Genomic DNA, 17,364 nt, shown 5'->3' on the forward strand with positions numbered 1-17,364 from the left:
CAAAATTATTTTTGGGAGAATGATACTTTTATGTTCTATAAAGTTATTCGTGTCTTAGTACGGGGCTTAGTTTTTTTACTAAATGGTCGTTTTGACATTGTTGGTAAAGAGAACCTCCCCGATAAACCATATATTTTAGTTGCTCCCCACCGAACTTGGTGGGAACCAATCTTTTTTGCCTTAGTAATTGCGCCACGTGATGCCACGTTTATGGCTAAGAAGGAACTTTTTAAAAATCCGATTTTAAGGTATATCTTAGTTCATGCACATGCTTTTCCAGTTGATCGAGTTCATCCCGGACCTTCAGCCATCAAAACACCAGTTAAAGCCTTGAAAAAAGAAGGACGTGTTTTGATCATGTTCCCTTCTGGAACTCGCTATTCTGAAGAACTTAAGGGTGGTGCCTCACTGATTGCTAAACTTTCCAAAGCACCACTGGTTCCCTTCGTTTATCAAGGACCATTGACCTTTGGTGGTTTATTATTGCACAAGCAGATTACCGTAGGAATCGGACCTGAGATCGACTTTGACTTCAAGGCCAAATTAGATGAGAAACAAACTAAACAAGTTAACGATGATATGGAGGAAGCTTGGAAGTCAATCGACAAAGAGATTGATCCAAGTTTCGAATATATTCCACCTAAGAAGAAACATAAATAATTATATACTAAAAATAAAAAACTATACTTCATCGTGTTTAAAGGCTCCACAAATGTCAGGTAAGAAAGTTGACATTTGTGGAGCCTTTTTATATGAATAAATATAATTTGGAATCAAAAACTAAGATTATCGTTAAATACCGAACAATCTTCTTAACTAAGTTCAAAAATAATATAACGGTTTAATATTGCCGAGTAACCTGTCTGCTCAAATATATTAAATTCTTGGTATGGAATCACCTATGTATATGGGGAACACAACTCCCACGTCATTCTGAACCGTAATAAATAAGAATCATCCCCATGTATATGGGGAACACTTTCTTGCAGGCACATTTGTTGGTGGTGCTGTAGAATCATCCCCATGTATATGGGGAACACGTTAAGTATTATTTTGAAGAAGAATTTCCTAGAGAATCATCCCCATGTATATGGGGAACACACTAAAGAAAGATTGATATACCGGTACTTTGAAATTAGAAAAGCACTTATTTTTATCAACTTAAAGAATCACGGACATCAACTTCTTAAAGCATAGCCTCCCTTTTTCCTTCGAGCAACTATTTTTTTAATCTCTTATCCAAGAATCAATTTGATTTAATAACAATAAACCCCAAAAAGAAACTGGAGATTCCATAATGGAATTTCTCAGTTTCTTTTTATTTAAAGTTTAGAATCACATCTCATATTTTTAAATGGAGTTTTTACCGATATCACGACGATAAAAAATGTTTGTTTGATCCATTTGGTCTAACTGCTGATAAATGATTCTTTGTGCATCGGTTAAATTTGAGGCACTTGTCTGTATCAAATAAATTCTACCGCCATTACTATACAATTTATGGTCTTCCTTACGAACGGCGGCATAGTTTACTGGTAACGGACAATTTTTAAATATCTCCTTATCGCCTAAGTTTCCAAAAATTGGTTTTTGTGGATAACCTTTACTGACAGCAAAGACTCCTAAATTCAAACCAGTCGTTTGCCACTCAACCTGAACAATTTTTTTATGATTCAATATCTTGTCAATCATTTCTGACAAATCCGATTCTAATCGTGGTAAAACAACCTCTGTCTCAGGATCACCAAAACGGGCATTAAATTCAATCACTTTAATACCAGTTTTAGTTAAAATCAATCCAGCATAAATTATCCCAGTATACTTAATTCCCTGTTGATAAAGCTCATTCACAAATGGCCTCAGAACGGTTTCAATAGCCGTTTGTTCAATCTCTGACGAAATATTTGCCACTGGACAAACTGCACCCATTCCACCAGTGTTCGGACCCTTATCATCTTCAAAAATTTTCTTATAATCTTGTGCCAATGGCATCGGATAAAAGCGTTTATGATCCACAAAGGCCATTAATGAAAATTCTTCACCCTCTAGAAACTCTTCGATTACAATTTTTCTAGTATTAAATTTATGACCGTCTAAAAGTTCACTGACAATCTCCAACGCATCATCTAGGATGCGAACAATATAGACACCTTTTCCAGCCGCTAGACCATCAGCCTTGATCACGATAGGAAAACTAACTTTAGTCTTCAAATATTCATGCGCTTGTTTTAAATCAGTAAATTCTTGATAGTCAGCCGTTGGAATTTTCGCATCAGCCATCAATTTCTTCGTAAAAGATTTAGATCCTTCAATTTGAGCACCTATTTTGTTTGGACCAAAGATTCGCAGTTTTTTCCGTTTGAAAAAATCAACGATTCCATTTACTAAAGGTTCTTCTGGTCCCACAACTGTATAGTCAACATTATTAGTTTGGACAAATTTAGTTAAATGATCAAAATCGTCTTCATTGATTGCAATCGTTTTGATTCCAGCCATCTTCATACCATCATTGCCTGGGGCACAGAAGACAACGTTGTCTGAGTTTTTCAAAAGTGATTTACAAATGGCATCCTCACGTGCTCCAGAACCTACAACAAGTATTTTCATTAAAAGACCTCTCTAGTGTTTGAAGTGTCTTCTACCTGTGAAGACCATTGCTATTCCGTATTTATTAGCCATATCAATTGAATCTTGGTCCTTGATCGAACCACCCGGTTGAACAATAGCAGTGATCTTATGTTCAGCAGCGTATTGAACACAGTCATCCATTGGGAAGAAGGCATCCGAAGCCATGATCAACGGTGCATGTTCATCAGCCAATTCTTCTTGTTCAATGGCAATCTTAACGGAACCAATACGATTCATTTGACCAGCACCAATTCCCAGAGTCTTATCAGTTGTTGTAATGACAATGGCATTACTCTTAACATGCTTAACAATCTGTTGACCGAATAAGAGAGCTTTCATTTCTTCGGCAGTTGGAGTTTTGTCAGTAACAACTTTAAACTCACTCAATTGATCAACGGTCGTATCACGTTCCTGAACTAATAAACCACCCATGACAGAAACGTATTCGTGTTTGTCAGCATCTTTTGCTTTACTAAAATCAAGTGTCAAAAGACGGATATTTTTCTTAGCTTCCAAAATTTCCAAAGCTTCAGCTGAGAAACTAGGAGCAATAACAATTTCCAAGAAGATCTTGTGCATTTCTTCAGCAATTTCCTTAGTTACTTCACGGTTGACTGCTACAATACCACCAAAAATTGACATCGTATCGGCTGTATAAGCTTTACGCCAAGCTTGGTAAATATCCGTTTCATCAACTCCAACTCCACAGGGATTCATATGTTTCAAAGCAGCGACACATGGTTGACTGAAATCAGAGACGATTCTCAAAGCAGCATCGGCATCTTTAATATTATTGAAGGAAAGTTCTTTACCATGTAATTGTTTAGCTGAGGCGATTGAATATTCAGTTGGCATTGCACTTTGATAAAAGGCAGCCTTTTGATGAGAATTTTCACCATAACGTAATTCTTGATGATAATCGTAACCAAGTACTTCAACGTCTGGGAATTCATCCCCATTTAAATCAGTTAAATAATGAGCAATGATACTGTCGTACTCAGCCGTGTGACGGAAAGCCTTGGCAGCTAAACGACGTCTTAAAATAACATCATCTTCAGCTGATTTGATACTTTCCAAAACTGTTACATAATCATTGGCATCAATCACAACGTAAACACTCTTGAAATTCTTTGAAGCTGAACGGATCATTGATGGACCACCGATATCAATTTGTTCAATTGCTTGAGCTGGTGTGACATCATCTTTTGAAATAGTTTCTTTAAAGGGATATAAATTAACACAGACCAAATCGATAGTTTGAATATTTAGTTTCTTCAAAGTTTCCATATGTTCAGGATTATCACGTTTAGCTAGTAATCCAGCATGAACCATTGGATGAAGTGTTTTAACACGACCATCAAGAATTTCTGGGAACTTAGTTACTTCATCAATTTCAGTAACCTTTACACCATTTTCTTGAAGTTTCTTGTAAGTACCACCAGTTGAAATAATTTCGAAATCATTGGCGATCAAACCTTTCGCAAATTCAACCACACCTGTTTTATCAGAAACACTAATCAATGCTCTTTTCATTATTTATCTCCATTATTTTTATTTAATAGATCAAGGATTACTTGTCGATACATTTGATGCTCGGTTTGATGAATCCGGTGTTCCAAGGTTTCTTCAGTATCATTTTGTAAACGAACGACCTGACACTGTTTGATAATTGGACCAGTATCAACCCCTTCATCAATATAATGGATCGTGACACCTGTTACTTTATCTCCTGAAGCAAAGGCTCGCTCAATTGCTTCCAGTCCTGAGAACTTCGGTAATAGTGACGGATGTATATTGATTATATGATTAGGATATTCTCCCAAAAGAACTGGCGTCACCACCCTCATATAACCGGCTAATAAAATATATTCGATTTGAAGTGGTTTTAATTTTTCAATAATGGCCTGTTCATATAAACCACGGTTGTCATAGTCTGATAATTTAACAACTTCGACTGGAATATGATATTTTTCAGCTCGCTTGATTACATGGGCCTGCGGCTGATCACAAATTAAAACTTCAATTTCCAAACCAGCATTTCTCAATTCGGTTGATTTGGCAATGGCCTCAAAGTTGCTTCCGTTTCCAGAAGCGAAAATAGCTACTTTCACAGCTTAGCTCCCTTCAGAATCAAACTTTCTTGTTCCTTAGGTACTACCTCGCCAATTGTATAAGCGACCGTTTCAAATTCATTCAAAAGCTCTAAAACTTCAATTTCTTTACTAGGGTCAACGGCAATCACCATACCCAAGCCCATATTGAAAATATGATACATATCTAGTAGTTCCAACTTGCCATATTTTTGTAAAAGTCCAAAAATTGGTAATTTTGGCCAAATATCCACATTAATATCGGCAACCAAATTCTCTGGTAACATTCGCGGAATATTTTCGAAGAAACCACCACCAGTAATATGTGAAATTCCTTTGATCAAACGCTCATCAAGTAATGGCACCAAATCTTGTACATAGATCCTAGTTGGAGTTAACAATAGTTCACCCAAAGTTATCTCTGGATATTCAGGCAATACACTGTTGACCGTAAAATTATGATCTTGGAAAAAAATCTTTCTAACTAATGAATAACCGTTCGAATGAATCCCACTCGATTTCAGACCAATCAAAACATCACCGGCTTGAACATTCTCTTTTTTCATTAAATCATCTTTTTCACAAATACCAACTGAAAAACCAGCGATGTCATAATCATGTTCACTGTAAACACCCGGCATCTCAGCGGTCTCACCACCAATTAAATTAGCATTGGCTTGATTACAACCTTCGATGACACCTTTGAGGATTTCTTCAACTTTGGCATCAACTTTTCCAGTAGAAATATAATCCAAGAAGTATTGGGGAATTGCACCCTGCGACAAAATATCGTTGACGCACATGGCCACACAATCAATTCCAATCGTATCCCACTTTTTAGCTTCGATCGTTAATAATAATTTAGTTCCAACACCATCATCACTTGAAACCAGTACCGGATGTTTGTAACCTTCAGGTATTTCATAAATACCACCGAAGTTACCGATATTGCCGTTATTTTTGATATTCTGTTTCACAAATTTAGAAATCTTATAACCAGATTCAACATTTACACCGGCATCTTGATAGGGATTAGACATGCTAGTCCTCCTTATTTTTTAGATTCATAATCATAAAGATACGCTGGGTAATCACCATTAAAATACGACATATCCAATCCAGAGTATGGGGCATCGGCGTTTAAACCAATTGCTTTGATCAAACCGTCTTCACTCAAGAACTTCAATGAATCTGAACCAAACATTTGATTCATTTCAGCAATACTCTTATGTGCGGCAATCAATTCGCTCTTCTCTTGAATGTCGATTCCAAAGAAACAAGGATGTTTAAATCTTGGTGAGGCGATCCGTAAATGAACTTCAGTCGCCCCAGCATCCTTTAACAACTGGACGATGTAGGCACAAGTAGTTCCTCTGACAATTGAATCGTCAACTAAAATTACGCGTTTTCCTTGGACAACACCTTTAACGGCAGCTAATTTTTGACGAACACTCTTTTCGCGAAGCTCTTTAGTTGGTTGAATAAATTCTCGACCCATGTATTGATTCTTGATCAAACCCATTTCGTAAGGTAACCCACTAGCTTCGGCGTAACCACTGGCAGCCGATAAAGATGAATTAGGTACACCAACGACAATATCTCCAGGAGCTGGTGATTCTTTAGCTAAGTTAGCCCCCATTCGTTTTCTAGCTGAGTGAACGTTGATCCCTAAAATATCGGAATCTGGACGAGCAAAGTAGATAAATTCCATTGAACAGATGGCTAGTTGTGTTTTATTTGTCCAGTTATCAATCTCCATCCCCTGATCAGAAATAGTGATCAATTCACCTGGTTGCACGTTACGAACTAAAGTGGCACCAACTGCATCCAGAGCACAAGTTTCACTGGCTACAACGTAACCACCATTTTCCAATTTACCGATTGATAATGGTCTAAACCCATGGGAATCCAATGCTACGATCAAAGAATCCTTGGTTAATAACAAATATGCAAAACCACCTTGGATCTTATTGAGCGATTCGATAATTCGTTCGTGTAAAGAACCTACTTTAGATTGTCTGATCAAATGTACAAGAACCTCTGAATCTGAACTTGATTTAAAGATATGACCAGCATCTTCTAATTCTTTTTTGAGTGTCGTTGCGTTCGTCAAATTACCGTTATGTGCTAAGGCAATTTGCGTATCCGTAAAATCAAACAATAATGGTTGCACGTTCTCAATTTTATTTTCACCAGCGGTCGAATAACGAACATGACCGATTGCCGAATTTCCAACCAAACTATTTAGATATTCTGTTTTAGAGAAAACTTGAGTCAACAATCCCAAATTACGATAAATTCGCAACTTTTTGCCATCATTCGAAACAATTCCGGCACCTTCTTGACCACGATGTTGGAGACTATGAAGTCCCAAATAAGTTAAGTAGTTAGCATTTTCAGCACCCCATACTCCAAAAACACCACACTCTTCGTTTAAACTTTTTACTTCATTAAACATGGAATTGCCTCCTTCCAATTTGTTTCAGCTTGTCTTCCATCAATTGAAACTTTTTCATCAGTTGTTGTAACTACAAATTCTGGTTCAGTAGTAACTTGACCTAATAATTCAAAATCAGTTTGTAATAAGGTTTCAAATTTAACTTGATCTTCTGCCGCAATAGTTACCAAGAAGCGTGATTGAGTTTCTGAGAACATTTGAGCTGACGTTAAAGTGGTTTTAATTTCAAAACCTAATTGGTTGTCAAAGGCAGATTCTGATAAGGCTACCGCCAGACCACCTTCAGATAAATCATGGCAACTCTTAATTAATTTTTGGGCGATAGCTGTTTTAATCAAATCTTGATTAAACTTTTCTGTTTGTAAGTCTAATGGACGTAAATCACCCTTGATGGCACCAGTCTTTTGCATCTGAAGTTCTGAACCATTGAAATCATCCTGAGTTTGACCGATTAGATAAATCAAATCATCAGCTTTTTTAAAACCGATAGTAGTGATCTTGTCAATGTCATCAATCAAACCAACCATCCCAATCATGGGACTAGGATAAATGGCAACTTCGTTATATTCGTTGTAGAGCGAAACATTTCCTGAAATAACAGGTGTCTTGATCAACTCACAGGCCGATGAAATACCTTCAACACTCTTATCAAGTTCATAAAAAGCTTCGGGATCCTCTGGATTACCAAAGTTTAAACAATCAGTCACACCAATCGGTTCACCACCAGTAGCCACAATATTACGGGCTGCTTCCATGACCGCAATTTGACCACCGATAAAGGGATTTAAATAAGTATATTTAGAATTGCTATCGTTAGTCATGGCAAGAGCTTTTTTAGTACCACGGATTCTAACCACACCGGCATCTCCACCAGGACGAACTAGTGTATTAGCTTTAACCTGTGAATCGTAAGTCTGATAAAAATGTTTTTTACTAGCGATATTAGGGCGTTGCAACATTTCTTGCCAAGTTTCTTCAAGTGAAGTAATTTCGGGGATAAAACGATAATCTTTGTCATCAATCATTCGTTGTGGTTCTGTTTCTTGACGGTCATATTCAGGAACATCTTCTGTCAGACTGTCGACCGGGATATCAGTTACTAAGTTATTTTGATGATAAATTTTATATTGACCATCCGTTGTAACTCGACCAATCACGACCGCATCCAATTCATAGTCTCTAAAGAAATTCAAAACTTCCTCTAAGTAATCTGGTTTAATACAAAGCACCATGCGCTCTTGTGATTCTGACAACATCATTTCATAAGCTGACATTTTGGTTTCACGTTGGGGAACTTTATCTAGATTTAGAACCAATCCACTACCAGCCTTTGAGGCCATTTCAGCAGTTGATGATACTAATCCCGCTGCACCCATGTCTTGAATTCCTAAAACCCATTCAGAATGTTTTTCAATAATTTCCACACAAGCATCCATCAACAACTTTTCAATGAAAGGATTCCCTACTTGAACGGCCGAACGTTGTTTGTTTTTCGTATCGGTAAATTCATCAGAAGCAAAAGTTGCACCGTGAATCCCGTCACGACCGGTCTTAGCACCAACATAGATAATTAAGTTATTATCGCCACTGGCTGTTCCGTGTTTAAATTCAGTTTTGTTCAACAAGCCAACGCACATCGCATTAACCAAAGGATTGTGTTCGTAGCAATCTTCAAAGGAAACTTCTCCACCAACGGTTGGTAGACCAATACAATTACCGTATCCACCGATACCAGCAACAACTTCGTTAACCAAATGTTTAGTTTGACCATTTTTCAACGGACCAAACTTCAAACTATCCAACAAAGCGATCGGAGTAGCTCCCATTGAGAAAATATCTCTGATGATTCCACCAACCCCAGTTGCAGCACCTTGATATGGTTCAACAGCTGAAGGATGATTGTGACTTTCAGCTTTGAAAACAACCGCTTGATCGTCACCGATATCTAAAATTCCAGCATCTTCGCCTGGTCCAGCTAAAACACGAGGACTCTTGTTAGGCATTTTACGAAGAACTTTTTTAGAATTCTTGTAAGAACAGTGCTCACTCCACATAACTGAATAAAGACCAGTTTCCGTGTAGTTAGGCAAGCGTTTTAAAATCTTTTGGCTGATCAATTCATATTCGGAGTCCGTCAAACCCCATTGTTGATAAATTTTTTCATCTTTAATTTGTTTAGCCGTAGGTTCAGTCATTAATTATTCACCTTTACTTGATAATTGATTATTGATTGGAATAACTTCAAGCCGTCAGCGGAACCAAGAATATCTTCAACAGCACGTTCTGGATGGGGCATCATCCCAAGGACATTTCCATTTTTGTTTGTTACCCCAGCAATCTGATCAACACTACCATTGACGTTATCTTGATAGCGGAAAACAATTTGTCCATTTGCAATCATTTCTTGCAGCGTAGTCTCATCACAGTGATAACGACCTTCACCGTGAGCAATTGGAATTCTAATATTTTCATTCTTTTGGTAACAGTTGGTAAAAGCTGTCTGATTATTAACTACTGTTAAATCAACAGTGTCACAGATAAAACGGTTTTTCTCATTCTGAACTAGGGCACCAGGCAACAAGTTTAATTCAGTCAAAATTTGGAAACCATTGCAGACACCGAAAACGATTTTACCTTCCTTAGCAAATCGCACGATTTCCTTAATGATTGGAGCATGAACCGCAATCGCCCCGCTGCGTAGATAATCACCATAAGAAAAACCACCAGGAATCAATACCCCGTCAAATCCGACCAAACTATTATTTCGATAATCAACTAATTCAACTTTTTCATTAATACCATCTCTAATGGCATAATATAGATCCATATCACAGTTGGAACCGGGAAAATTAATAACGGCAAATTTCATCTATTCTGCCTCCGCAATTTCGTAGCGGTAAGTTTCAATATTGGGATTGGCTAAAAGTTCATCACAGATGGCATCAACATCTTTTTCCATTGCGTTATAATCATCTGCAAAACTTAATTCAAAATATTTACCCATGTGAACATCCGCAACTTTGTCATAACCCATCGTGTTAATGGCTGATTTAATGGCCTCACCTTGAGCATCTAAAACTGATTTCTTGAGAGTTACATAAACTTTAACTAATTTCATTATTTTCTCCTATTATCTGGTTGTTAATCGTTGCAAGACTTGACGATAAGTTTCAACTAAATCAGCTTCATGTTTTCTGAAGACATCTTTGTCCATTGAATGGTGACTGGTTTTATCCCAAATTCGGCAATTATCAGGTGAAAATTCATCTACAAGGATAATTTCATTATTGATCTTGCCAAATTCAAGTTTGAAATCAACTAGATCAAAATCACTCTGGGCAAAAAATGGTACTAATAGATCATTAACTTTTACGGTCATTTGTTTGATATATTCAAGTTCAGTTTTATCAGCAACTCCCAAAGCATGAATCTGGGATTCGTTGATAAAGGGATCATCTAAAGCATCACTCTTGTAATAAAATTCGATAATTGGTTCAGCTAAATGTTGACCTTCTTCAATTTGGAATTTTCTAACCAAACTTCCTGAAGTAATATTTCTCAAAACAACTTCTAAAGGAAAAACAGTCGTCTTTTTAACTAATTGTTCATGGTCAGAAATATTCTTCACCAAGTGAGTTTTGATACCATTTTTAATCAAGTAGTCAAAAACCAAGGCCGAAATCTGACAATCCAATGTCCCTTTACCTGGTAAATGTTCTTTTTTCTTACCATTTAAAGCAGTCGCCTGATCTTTATAAACAATCAAAACTTCATCATCATTTTCGGCTTGGTAAACATTCTTCGCCTTACCGGTATAAAGCAATTTATCTTCTGTCATAATTTACACGTCCCAAATTGAATTATTTTCGATAGCTTGTTTTGTTGCTGTGAGATCATCACTTAAAATCGTGATATGTCCCATCTTGCGGTTTTCTTTCACGACATCTTTGCCATAATCATGGAAATTCCAGTCTGAATGATTAACTAAATCCTTTTTGGCATTATCTAAATGCTGACCAAGCAAATTAACCATGGCTGCTGGTTTTAAAAGTTTGATCTTGGGCATTGGTAAATTACATACACCACGAATATGAGCATTAAATTGAGAAATATTACAAGCCTCAATTGTCAGGTGCCCCGAATTATGTGGTCTAGGTGCAATTTCGTTCACAAAAACTTCGTCGGATTCGGAAACAAAAAACTCAATACACATGGTTCCAACTAATTCGAGTTCTTTGGCTAGGGTTTCGCCAACTTGATAGATGTGTTGGGCGGATTTTTCAGAAATATTAGCTGGGCAGGTACTTAAATGAAGGATATTGTGCCGATGCACATTTTCAATCACTGGGAAAATCGAAGTTTCACCATTACTATTAGCGGAAACAACTACTGAGACTTCTTTTTTGAGATCGATTTTTTTCTCCAACATACAAGGACCTTGCATCAGAAGCTCTTCAATATCGGCATAACAAACCTTTTCAGGATCATCGATTCTAATTTGACCTTTACCGTCATAACCACCACGGATAGTTTTCAAAATCACGGGAGAACCTAATTCTTCAACACCGCGGTGATACTCGAAGATATTTTCGATCACAACATGAGGAACAACTTTAAAACCATTAGCTTCAATAAAGTTTTTTTCAGAGACTCGGTTCTGTGTTACTCGTAGAGCTTTGGTTCCTTGGGGCACTTGTGTGTACTTCTTTACTTCATTGATGGCTTTAGCATCAACGTTTTCAAATTCATAAGTTAAAACGTCACATCTTTTAGCTAATTCAATCAGTTTATCCAAATCATCATAGGCTGCAACAATCTGATCATCCGATACTTGAGCGGCAGAACAATTCTCTTGTGGATCCAAAATAATAACTTTATAACCCATTTCTTTAGCTGAAAAAGCCATCATTTGACCAAGTTGACCACCACCGATAATTCCAATCGTAGCTCCTGGTAGTAAGATATTATCCAAGATTTTTCCCACTTTCTATTGATTTGTCATGCATTACTTCGACATAATCACTGAGTGATTTTTGATAGGTTTGATTATTTAAGGCACAAATTTTCGTAGCTAGAATGGCCGCATTTTTAGCCCCAGCTTCACCGATGGAAACTGTCGCTACCGGAACACCGGCAGGCATTTGGACAATTGATAATAAGGAATCCATCCCCTTAAGGTACCGTGACGGTACTGGTACCCCAATCACTGGTAGAGTTGTTGAGGAAGCTATCATCCCTGGCAGATGTGCGGCTCCACCAGCTCCTGCAATGATCACTTTAAAATCATTGCTAGCAGACCTGGCAAAATCTAACATTTCTTGTGGCGTCCGATGTGCCGAGATAACTTTGGTTTCAAAACTGACACCAAGTTCATTCAAGACGTCAATAGTATTCTGCATAATCTTCAAATCGGAGATTGAACCCATAACTATTGCTACATCACTCATTAAAATTTCCACCCTTCTTGCTTTGGTATCCAAAGTTTATCAAGTTATGAAAATTCTTTCAATGCTAAATCCGTATTTTATGCAATTATTTTTCATAATCATTCGTATTTAACGTTTACATTTTGTATATTATAATTAATAAAATACAAATAGTTCGTAATTAAATTCAAGGTTAATTTTTTGTATAAAAAAATAGACGTTATACATATAAAAATATGTATAACGTCTAAATATTTCGACTATTTATTATTCTTTTGTGAATTCTTCATAGTACTCATTAATTGATTAAGCTTCTTTTGTGAAGGTTTTTGTCCCATTTGTTCCATCATTTGCTTGATCATATCTGAACTGATTGGTGGATTGTCTTGGAAGTATTTCTTCATATACCATCTGGCTGCGAAGAAACCACCGACTAAACCGATCAATAAAGCTAAAATACCAACTACGATTGTTGTTCCCATTTATGTTTCACCCTTTCCATATACCTATTAATATTACAAAAAAAACGTGCTAATTAAAAGCCTAATCGTCACGTAATCCCTTTTTCCGTTGAATTTCTCTAACTTTTTCAGGTGTTACTTCATTTCCGTCCTTGTCATAAACCTGCATTAACTCAATTTGGGATTTAAAACTTTCTCGAAAATTCTTCAAATATTCTTTTCTCAGTTCTGCTTGTTGATCTTCTTCTTCTTTAGTAATCGTGCCATCTTTAGCTTTATGAGCTAATTCGTTAATTTTTTTAAGTAATTTATCTTGTTCATTCATTATTTAAAACTCTCCCCCATTTCAATCGAACACTTGTTTGAACTTGTATTCATATTTTGATACAATCTATTTAAGATATTAACAATGAGGTGTTCTAATGTCAAAAGCTGAAGGCTCTAAACAGTCACAAATTTTACAATGTATTTATGATTATTTAGATGAACATGGATATCCACCTACTGTCAGAGAAATCTGTGAAGTTGTCGATTTATCTTCGACTTCAACAGTCCATGGTCATTTATCTCGTCTCGAGAAAAAAGGATTCATCCAACGTGACCCTACAAAACCAAGAGCAATCGAGCTTACTGGTGCAGGGCTAAATTCTATTGGAATCAAATCAAAACAAATTCCTATCTTAGGTGCTGTGGCTGCGGGTCAACCAATTACGGCTGAACGTAATCCTGATGGTTACTTCCCTATCCCACCTGATCTTAACCGTGATTCTGGAGAATTGTTTATGTTAGAAATCCATGGCGAAAGTATGATCAATGCTGGAATTTATGATGGCGACCACGTCATTGTCCACGAACAAAATTCTGCTAATAATGGTGAAATCATTATTGCGATGACTGAAGATATTGAAGCCACATGTAAGAGATTCTATCAGGAAAATGGACATTACCGCTTACAACCAGAAAATGATACGATGGATCCAATTATTTTGGATAACGTTGAAGTTCTCGGCAAAGTTGTTGGACTATATCGTTCACAAATTTTTTAAAGATGAAACCACTCGCAAATTGCGGGTGGCTTTTTTATTACTGATGTTTAATAACCCGTACTCGATAAACTTCAACAATTGAGTTCAACGCTGTTATTAAATCACTTTCATTATTTTGATTCAAGCCATCAATATCAATAATGGTATAAGCAACTGACTTTTTAGCTGCATTAGCCATATTTTCAATGTTGATACCATAATGGGCTAGTTGGGTACTGATCTGTCCAACCATGTTAGGTACATTTTGATGAATGACAGTTATTCGATAAGCTGTTTCAAAACTAACTTGCATATTTGGTAAATTGACACAGTGTGTGGTATCTCCATTTTCCAGATAATCCATGACAGTATTAGCACCCTGAATAGCACCATTTGTTTCGGCCTCTAAAGTTGAACCACCAATATGGGGAGTAATAGTAATTTGAGGCTGGTTAGCAATCACTGGTTCTCCAAAGTCTGTACAATAATGACTAATTTTTTCATTGCGAATGGCTTTGACAGCAGCATGATTATCAACGATTCCCACACGTGAATAATTGAATAAAACCACGCCATCTTTCATTTCAGTCATTTCCTTAGTTCCAATCAAACCAATTGTATTTTCATTCTTAGGAACATGAACCGTTACAAAATCAGCAGTTTTAACAGCCTTCTTGATTGAGTCAACTCGTTTAACCTTGTTATTAATTCTCCAAGCCGCGTTAGCTGACAAATAAGGATCATAACCGATAACTTTCATCCCTAAATTAAGAGCCGCATTAGCAACCATTGATCCAACATTTCCCAAACCGATCACGGCTATTTTTTTACCCGCCAATTCCGTCCCATTAAACTTGGTTTTATCCTTTTCAGTCCGTTGTGAAACATCCGCTTCTGTATGCGCATTTGAATAATCATGAGCTGCAAAGAGATTTCTTGCCGTATCGATCATCAAAGCCACAACTAACTCCTTGACCGCATTGGCATTGCTTCCAGGGGTATTAAAGACGGCGATACCTTTTTCAGTGGCACGATCCAAAGGCACATTATTAACGCCTGCTCCTGCCCGAACAATTATTTTTAAACTCTCTGGAAAATCGGCCGCCAATAAATTAACTGACCGAATCAAGTAAGCATCTGGTTCATCGGTTTGATTAATTTCAAAATTATCAGTAAAAGTATCTAAGCCACTTTGGGCAATTGCGTTAAATGTTTTAACTTCATACATTGGTCTTTCCCCCTATTATCGGTTGTTCTTTTCAAATTTGTTTAGAAAATCAACTAATTTTTCGACACCAGCATATGGCATCGCATTGTACAAACTAGCTCGCATTCCACCAACTGAACGATGCCCTTTAATATTCAAAAGTCCTACATCAGCTGCCTGAGCAATCAATTTGGTATCTAACTCTGGTTGTCCGGTAATAAAGGGTACATTAGTCAATGAACGAGCTGCTTTCTCAACTGGGGCAGTAAACAACTGTGAGTTGTCTAAAAAATCATATAGTAGACCAGATTTTTGACGGTTGCGACGTTCCATCTCAGATACCCCACCTTGTTCCTTCAACCATTTCAAAACTAATCCCGCAGTATAAATAGCAAAAACTGGTGGTGTATTGAACATCGAATTTTTCTTGGCAAATAAATCGTAATCGATCATACTTGGCAAATTTTTAACTTTACCAATTAAATCATTTCGAACAATCACTATAGTTAAACCAGCAATGCCCAAGTTTTTTTGCGCACCTGCCATAACTAGACCAAACTTTTTCATATCATATTGTTGTCCCAAGAAATTTGAAGACATATCACCAACTAATTCAGTGGCTCCGGTATCCGGTAATTCTGAATAGGCAGTCCCTTCAATCGTATTATTCGTAGTAATGTGTAAATAATCATAGGTATTCTGAGTTAAACTTTTTAAAACTGGCAACTTAGTATAATGATCTGCTTTAGTTGAAGCTAAAACATCGACCTTTGTTCCTACTCTCTGGGCTTCATCCCGGGCTCGGTCAGCCCAATGACCACTATCTAATAAAGCGATTCTGTGATAATTATTGGCTAAATTGAGTGGTGCTGCAGTAAATTGTAAGGTACAGCCACCTTGAAAAAATAATACTTGATAATTATCGGGAATCCCTAAAAGGTCACGCAGATCTTGTTTAGCATCATCAATAATTCCATCAAAGAGTGCCGAACGATGGGAGATCTCCATCACACTCATGCCAGAATTAGCATATGAGGGCAAATCTTCCTTGATCTGGTTGATAACAGAATCTGGCATCGTTGCGGGACCTGCTGCAAAATTATAAATAGTAGTCATAACGTTCACTCCTTAATTAAAATTAGATAAAAAAATCCTCACAGATAAATTTTCTGTGAGGAAGCCAGTGTTTGAAATATTAGAAACCTCACAGATATAAAATGTCTAGCATCTATACATGAGGTTTAACGATGGTTAATAAGCCTACATGTATCTATATGTAGACTTGGAGGAGACTGCAAGGTTAAATGTTTTATTGATATTTTTCATATTAAAGAACCTCCAATTAACTTAAAATCACTTTAACATTATTTTAATAATTGTCAACTGGAAATTATTTCAATTCATGAATATAATGGTTTTAACAATGAATCACAAAGGAGAAAAGATGACCGAATTCTACTTGATCCGGCATGGACAAACTGCCGCCAACGTCATGAAAATGAAACAAGGTACCATCAATAACGAAATGACTTATCTTAATAAAAATGGTCAAAAGCAGGCTCAAACTTTGGCTAACAACTTCGATATTAGTTTTGCCGACCGGATTATTTGCAGTCCCTTGCATCGAACTGAACAAACAACCGATATTTTAAATCACCAAGCCCACTTGCCAGTCAGCTTTGACAAACGGCTCTTGGAAATCTCTTATGGTCAATGGGATGGTCAAAAAAATGCCGACCTCAGAAAAATTCATCCTGATGCTTATAACGATTATTGGGATGATGTTTTACCTATCTATGTCAAGTATGCCACTGACGGTGAAACCTTTGATGGTGTCATTAATCGAGTTCACGATTTCTTGATCGACACGATGCATCAATATCCCGATGAAAAAATCATCTGCGTAACTCATGGTTTCACTGTCAAAGCTGCCGCTTTGGATGTTTTAAAACCCAAGGATCCAATGAGCTTACCTGAACCTGGCAATACCTCGGTTACCAAGATCATTGGTTTGTCTGATCAAGAATTTTATTTGGAATATTATAATCAAAAATTCAATTAAAAGAGTT

18 protein-coding genes are annotated in these 17,364 nt (G+C 36.9%); 3 read left to right on the plus strand and 15 right to left on the minus strand.

Annotated features, from left to right (window positions below):
• Nucleotides 1–30 precede the first annotated feature (30 nt).
• Nucleotides 31–660, plus strand: coding sequence for a lysophospholipid acyltransferase family protein (locus IV57_RS01365; RefSeq protein ID WP_057879689.1), 630 nt, complete (start codon nucleotides 31–33; stop codon nucleotides 658–660).
• Nucleotides 661–1,350: 690 nt separating this feature from the next.
• Here the strand turns inward: IV57_RS01365 and purD are convergent.
• From purD to IV57_RS01430, 13 genes are all read right to left on the minus strand, one after another.
• Complete coding sequence (gene purD / locus IV57_RS01370) at nucleotides 1,351–2,607, minus strand: phosphoribosylamine--glycine ligase (protein WP_057879690.1); 1,257 nt, start codon at nucleotides 2,605–2,607, stop codon at nucleotides 1,351–1,353.
• A 12-nt stretch (nucleotides 2,608–2,619) separates the two neighbouring features.
• On the minus strand, nucleotides 2,620–4,161 hold the full coding sequence (gene purH, locus IV57_RS01375) for a bifunctional phosphoribosylaminoimidazolecarboxamide formyltransferase/IMP cyclohydrolase (protein WP_201782893.1): 1,542 nt from the start codon (nucleotides 4,159–4,161) through the stop codon (nucleotides 2,620–2,622).
• Nucleotides 4,161–4,739 (minus strand): phosphoribosylglycinamide formyltransferase, encoded by a 579-nt coding sequence (purN, locus tag IV57_RS01380; RefSeq protein WP_057879692.1) that lies wholly within the window; start codon nucleotides 4,737–4,739, stop codon nucleotides 4,161–4,163. Before purN ends, purH begins: the two co-directional genes overlap by 1 nt.
• Entirely contained in the window at nucleotides 4,736–5,758 is a 1,023-nt protein-coding gene (gene purM, locus IV57_RS01385) for a phosphoribosylformylglycinamidine cyclo-ligase (protein WP_057879693.1), read from the minus strand. The genes purN and purM overlap by 4 nt, the downstream gene beginning before the upstream one ends.
• Before the next feature lie 11 nt (nucleotides 5,759–5,769).
• Nucleotides 5,770–7,176 carry an amidophosphoribosyltransferase gene (purF, locus tag IV57_RS01390; protein ID WP_057879694.1) on the minus strand — a complete coding sequence of 469 codons (1,407 nt, stop codon included), beginning with the start codon at nucleotides 7,174–7,176 and terminating at the stop codon, nucleotides 5,770–5,772.
• A complete protein-coding gene (purL, locus tag IV57_RS01395; protein WP_057879695.1) occupies nucleotides 7,161–9,371 on the minus strand; it encodes a phosphoribosylformylglycinamidine synthase subunit PurL in 2,211 nt (736 codons plus the stop codon). Before purL ends, purF begins: the two co-directional genes overlap by 16 nt.
• Entirely contained in the window at nucleotides 9,371–10,045 is a 675-nt protein-coding gene (gene purQ, locus IV57_RS01400) for a phosphoribosylformylglycinamidine synthase subunit PurQ (protein ID WP_057879696.1), read from the minus strand. The genes purL and purQ overlap by 1 nt, the downstream gene beginning before the upstream one ends.
• Nucleotides 10,046–10,294 carry a phosphoribosylformylglycinamidine synthase subunit PurS gene (gene purS, locus IV57_RS01405; protein WP_057879697.1) on the minus strand — a complete coding sequence of 83 codons (249 nt, stop codon included), beginning with the start codon at nucleotides 10,292–10,294 and terminating at the stop codon, nucleotides 10,046–10,048.
• A 12-nt stretch (nucleotides 10,295–10,306) separates the two neighbouring features.
• On the minus strand, nucleotides 10,307–11,014 hold the full coding sequence (gene purC / locus IV57_RS01410) for a phosphoribosylaminoimidazolesuccinocarboxamide synthase (RefSeq protein ID WP_057879698.1): 708 nt from the start codon (nucleotides 11,012–11,014) through the stop codon (nucleotides 10,307–10,309).
• A gap of 3 nt (nucleotides 11,015–11,017) precedes the next feature.
• Nucleotides 11,018–12,148, minus strand: a complete 1,131-nt coding sequence (gene purK, locus IV57_RS01415; protein ID WP_083488847.1) for a 5-(carboxyamino)imidazole ribonucleotide synthase — start codon at nucleotides 12,146–12,148, stop codon at nucleotides 11,018–11,020.
• Entirely contained in the window at nucleotides 12,141–12,623 is a 483-nt protein-coding gene (gene purE, locus IV57_RS01420) for a 5-(carboxyamino)imidazole ribonucleotide mutase (protein WP_057879699.1), read from the minus strand. The genes purK and purE overlap by 8 nt, the downstream gene beginning before the upstream one ends.
• Nucleotides 12,624–12,862: 239 nt before the next feature.
• Nucleotides 12,863–13,084 (minus strand): YneF family protein, encoded by a 222-nt coding sequence (locus IV57_RS01425; RefSeq protein ID WP_057879700.1) that lies wholly within the window; start codon nucleotides 13,082–13,084, stop codon nucleotides 12,863–12,865.
• A 61-nt stretch (nucleotides 13,085–13,145) separates the two neighbouring features.
• Nucleotides 13,146–13,388 (minus strand): DUF896 domain-containing protein, encoded by a 243-nt coding sequence (locus tag IV57_RS01430; protein WP_057879701.1) that lies wholly within the window; start codon nucleotides 13,386–13,388, stop codon nucleotides 13,146–13,148.
• Nucleotides 13,389–13,485: 97 nt separating this feature from the next.
• Between IV57_RS01430 and lexA the strand changes: the two genes are divergently transcribed.
• A complete protein-coding gene (gene lexA / locus IV57_RS01435) occupies nucleotides 13,486–14,109 on the plus strand; it encodes a transcriptional repressor LexA (protein ID WP_057879702.1) in 624 nt (207 codons plus the stop codon).
• Nucleotides 14,110–14,146: 37 nt separating this feature from the next.
• On the opposite strand, the gene IV57_RS01440 is transcribed toward lexA, so the two are convergent.
• Together IV57_RS01440 and serC are read right to left on the minus strand one after the other, a co-directional pair.
• Entirely contained in the window at nucleotides 14,147–15,316 is a 1,170-nt protein-coding gene (locus IV57_RS01440; protein ID WP_057879703.1) for a phosphoglycerate dehydrogenase, read from the minus strand.
• A gap of 15 nt (nucleotides 15,317–15,331) precedes the next feature.
• Nucleotides 15,332–16,411, minus strand: coding sequence for a 3-phosphoserine/phosphohydroxythreonine transaminase (serC, locus tag IV57_RS01445; protein ID WP_057879704.1), 1,080 nt, complete (start codon nucleotides 16,409–16,411; stop codon nucleotides 15,332–15,334).
• Between the two features lie 328 nt (nucleotides 16,412–16,739).
• On the opposite strand from serC, the gene IV57_RS01450 reads away from it, so the two are divergent.
• Nucleotides 16,740–17,357 (plus strand): histidine phosphatase family protein, encoded by a 618-nt coding sequence (locus IV57_RS01450; RefSeq protein WP_057879705.1) that lies wholly within the window; start codon nucleotides 16,740–16,742, stop codon nucleotides 17,355–17,357.
• Nucleotides 17,358–17,364: the final 7 nt, after the last annotated feature.

This window comes from Companilactobacillus kimchiensis (assembly GCF_001438805.1).
Taxonomy (GTDB): Bacteria; Bacillota; Bacilli; order Lactobacillales; family Lactobacillaceae; genus Companilactobacillus; species Companilactobacillus kimchiensis.

Coding starts and splice junctions, on each gene's coding strand:
- lexA (WP_057879702.1), top strand. CDS start 13,486: ATGTCAAAAGCTGAAGGCTCTAAACAGTCACAAATTTTACAATGTATT.
- IV57_RS01425 (WP_057879700.1), bottom strand. CDS start 13,084: ATGGGAACAACAATCGTAGTTGGTATTTTAGCTTTATTGATCGGTTTA.
- purD (WP_057879690.1), bottom strand. CDS start 2,607: ATGAAAATACTTGTTGTAGGTTCTGGAGCACGTGAGGATGCCATTTGT.
- IV57_RS01450 (WP_057879705.1), top strand. CDS start 16,740: ATGACCGAATTCTACTTGATCCGGCATGGACAAACTGCCGCCAACGTC.
- purH (WP_201782893.1), bottom strand. CDS start 4,161: ATGAAAAGAGCATTGATTAGTGTTTCTGATAAAACAGGTGTGGTTGAA.
- purC (WP_057879698.1), bottom strand. CDS start 11,014: ATGACAGAAGATAAATTGCTTTATACCGGTAAGGCGAAGAATGTTTAC.
- serC (WP_057879704.1), bottom strand. CDS start 16,411: ATGACTACTATTTATAATTTTGCAGCAGGTCCCGCAACGATGCCAGAT.
- purL (WP_057879695.1), bottom strand. CDS start 9,371: ATGACTGAACCTACGGCTAAACAAATTAAAGATGAAAAAATTTATCAA.
- IV57_RS01440 (WP_057879703.1), bottom strand. CDS start 15,316: ATGTATGAAGTTAAAACATTTAACGCAATTGCCCAAAGTGGCTTAGAT.
- purS (WP_057879697.1), bottom strand. CDS start 10,294: ATGAAATTAGTTAAAGTTTATGTAACTCTCAAGAAATCAGTTTTAGAT.
- purF (WP_057879694.1), bottom strand. CDS start 7,176: ATGTTTAATGAAGTAAAAAGTTTAAACGAAGAGTGTGGTGTTTTTGGA.
- purM (WP_057879693.1), bottom strand. CDS start 5,758: ATGTCTAATCCCTATCAAGATGCCGGTGTAAATGTTGAATCTGGTTAT.
- purE (WP_057879699.1), bottom strand. CDS start 12,623: ATGAGTGATGTAGCAATAGTTATGGGTTCAATCTCCGATTTGAAGATT.
- purQ (WP_057879696.1), bottom strand. CDS start 10,045: ATGAAATTTGCCGTTATTAATTTTCCCGGTTCCAACTGTGATATGGAT.
- IV57_RS01365 (WP_057879689.1), top strand. CDS start 31: ATGTTCTATAAAGTTATTCGTGTCTTAGTACGGGGCTTAGTTTTTTTA.
- IV57_RS01430 (WP_057879701.1), bottom strand. CDS start 13,388: ATGAATGAACAAGATAAATTACTTAAAAAAATTAACGAATTAGCTCAT.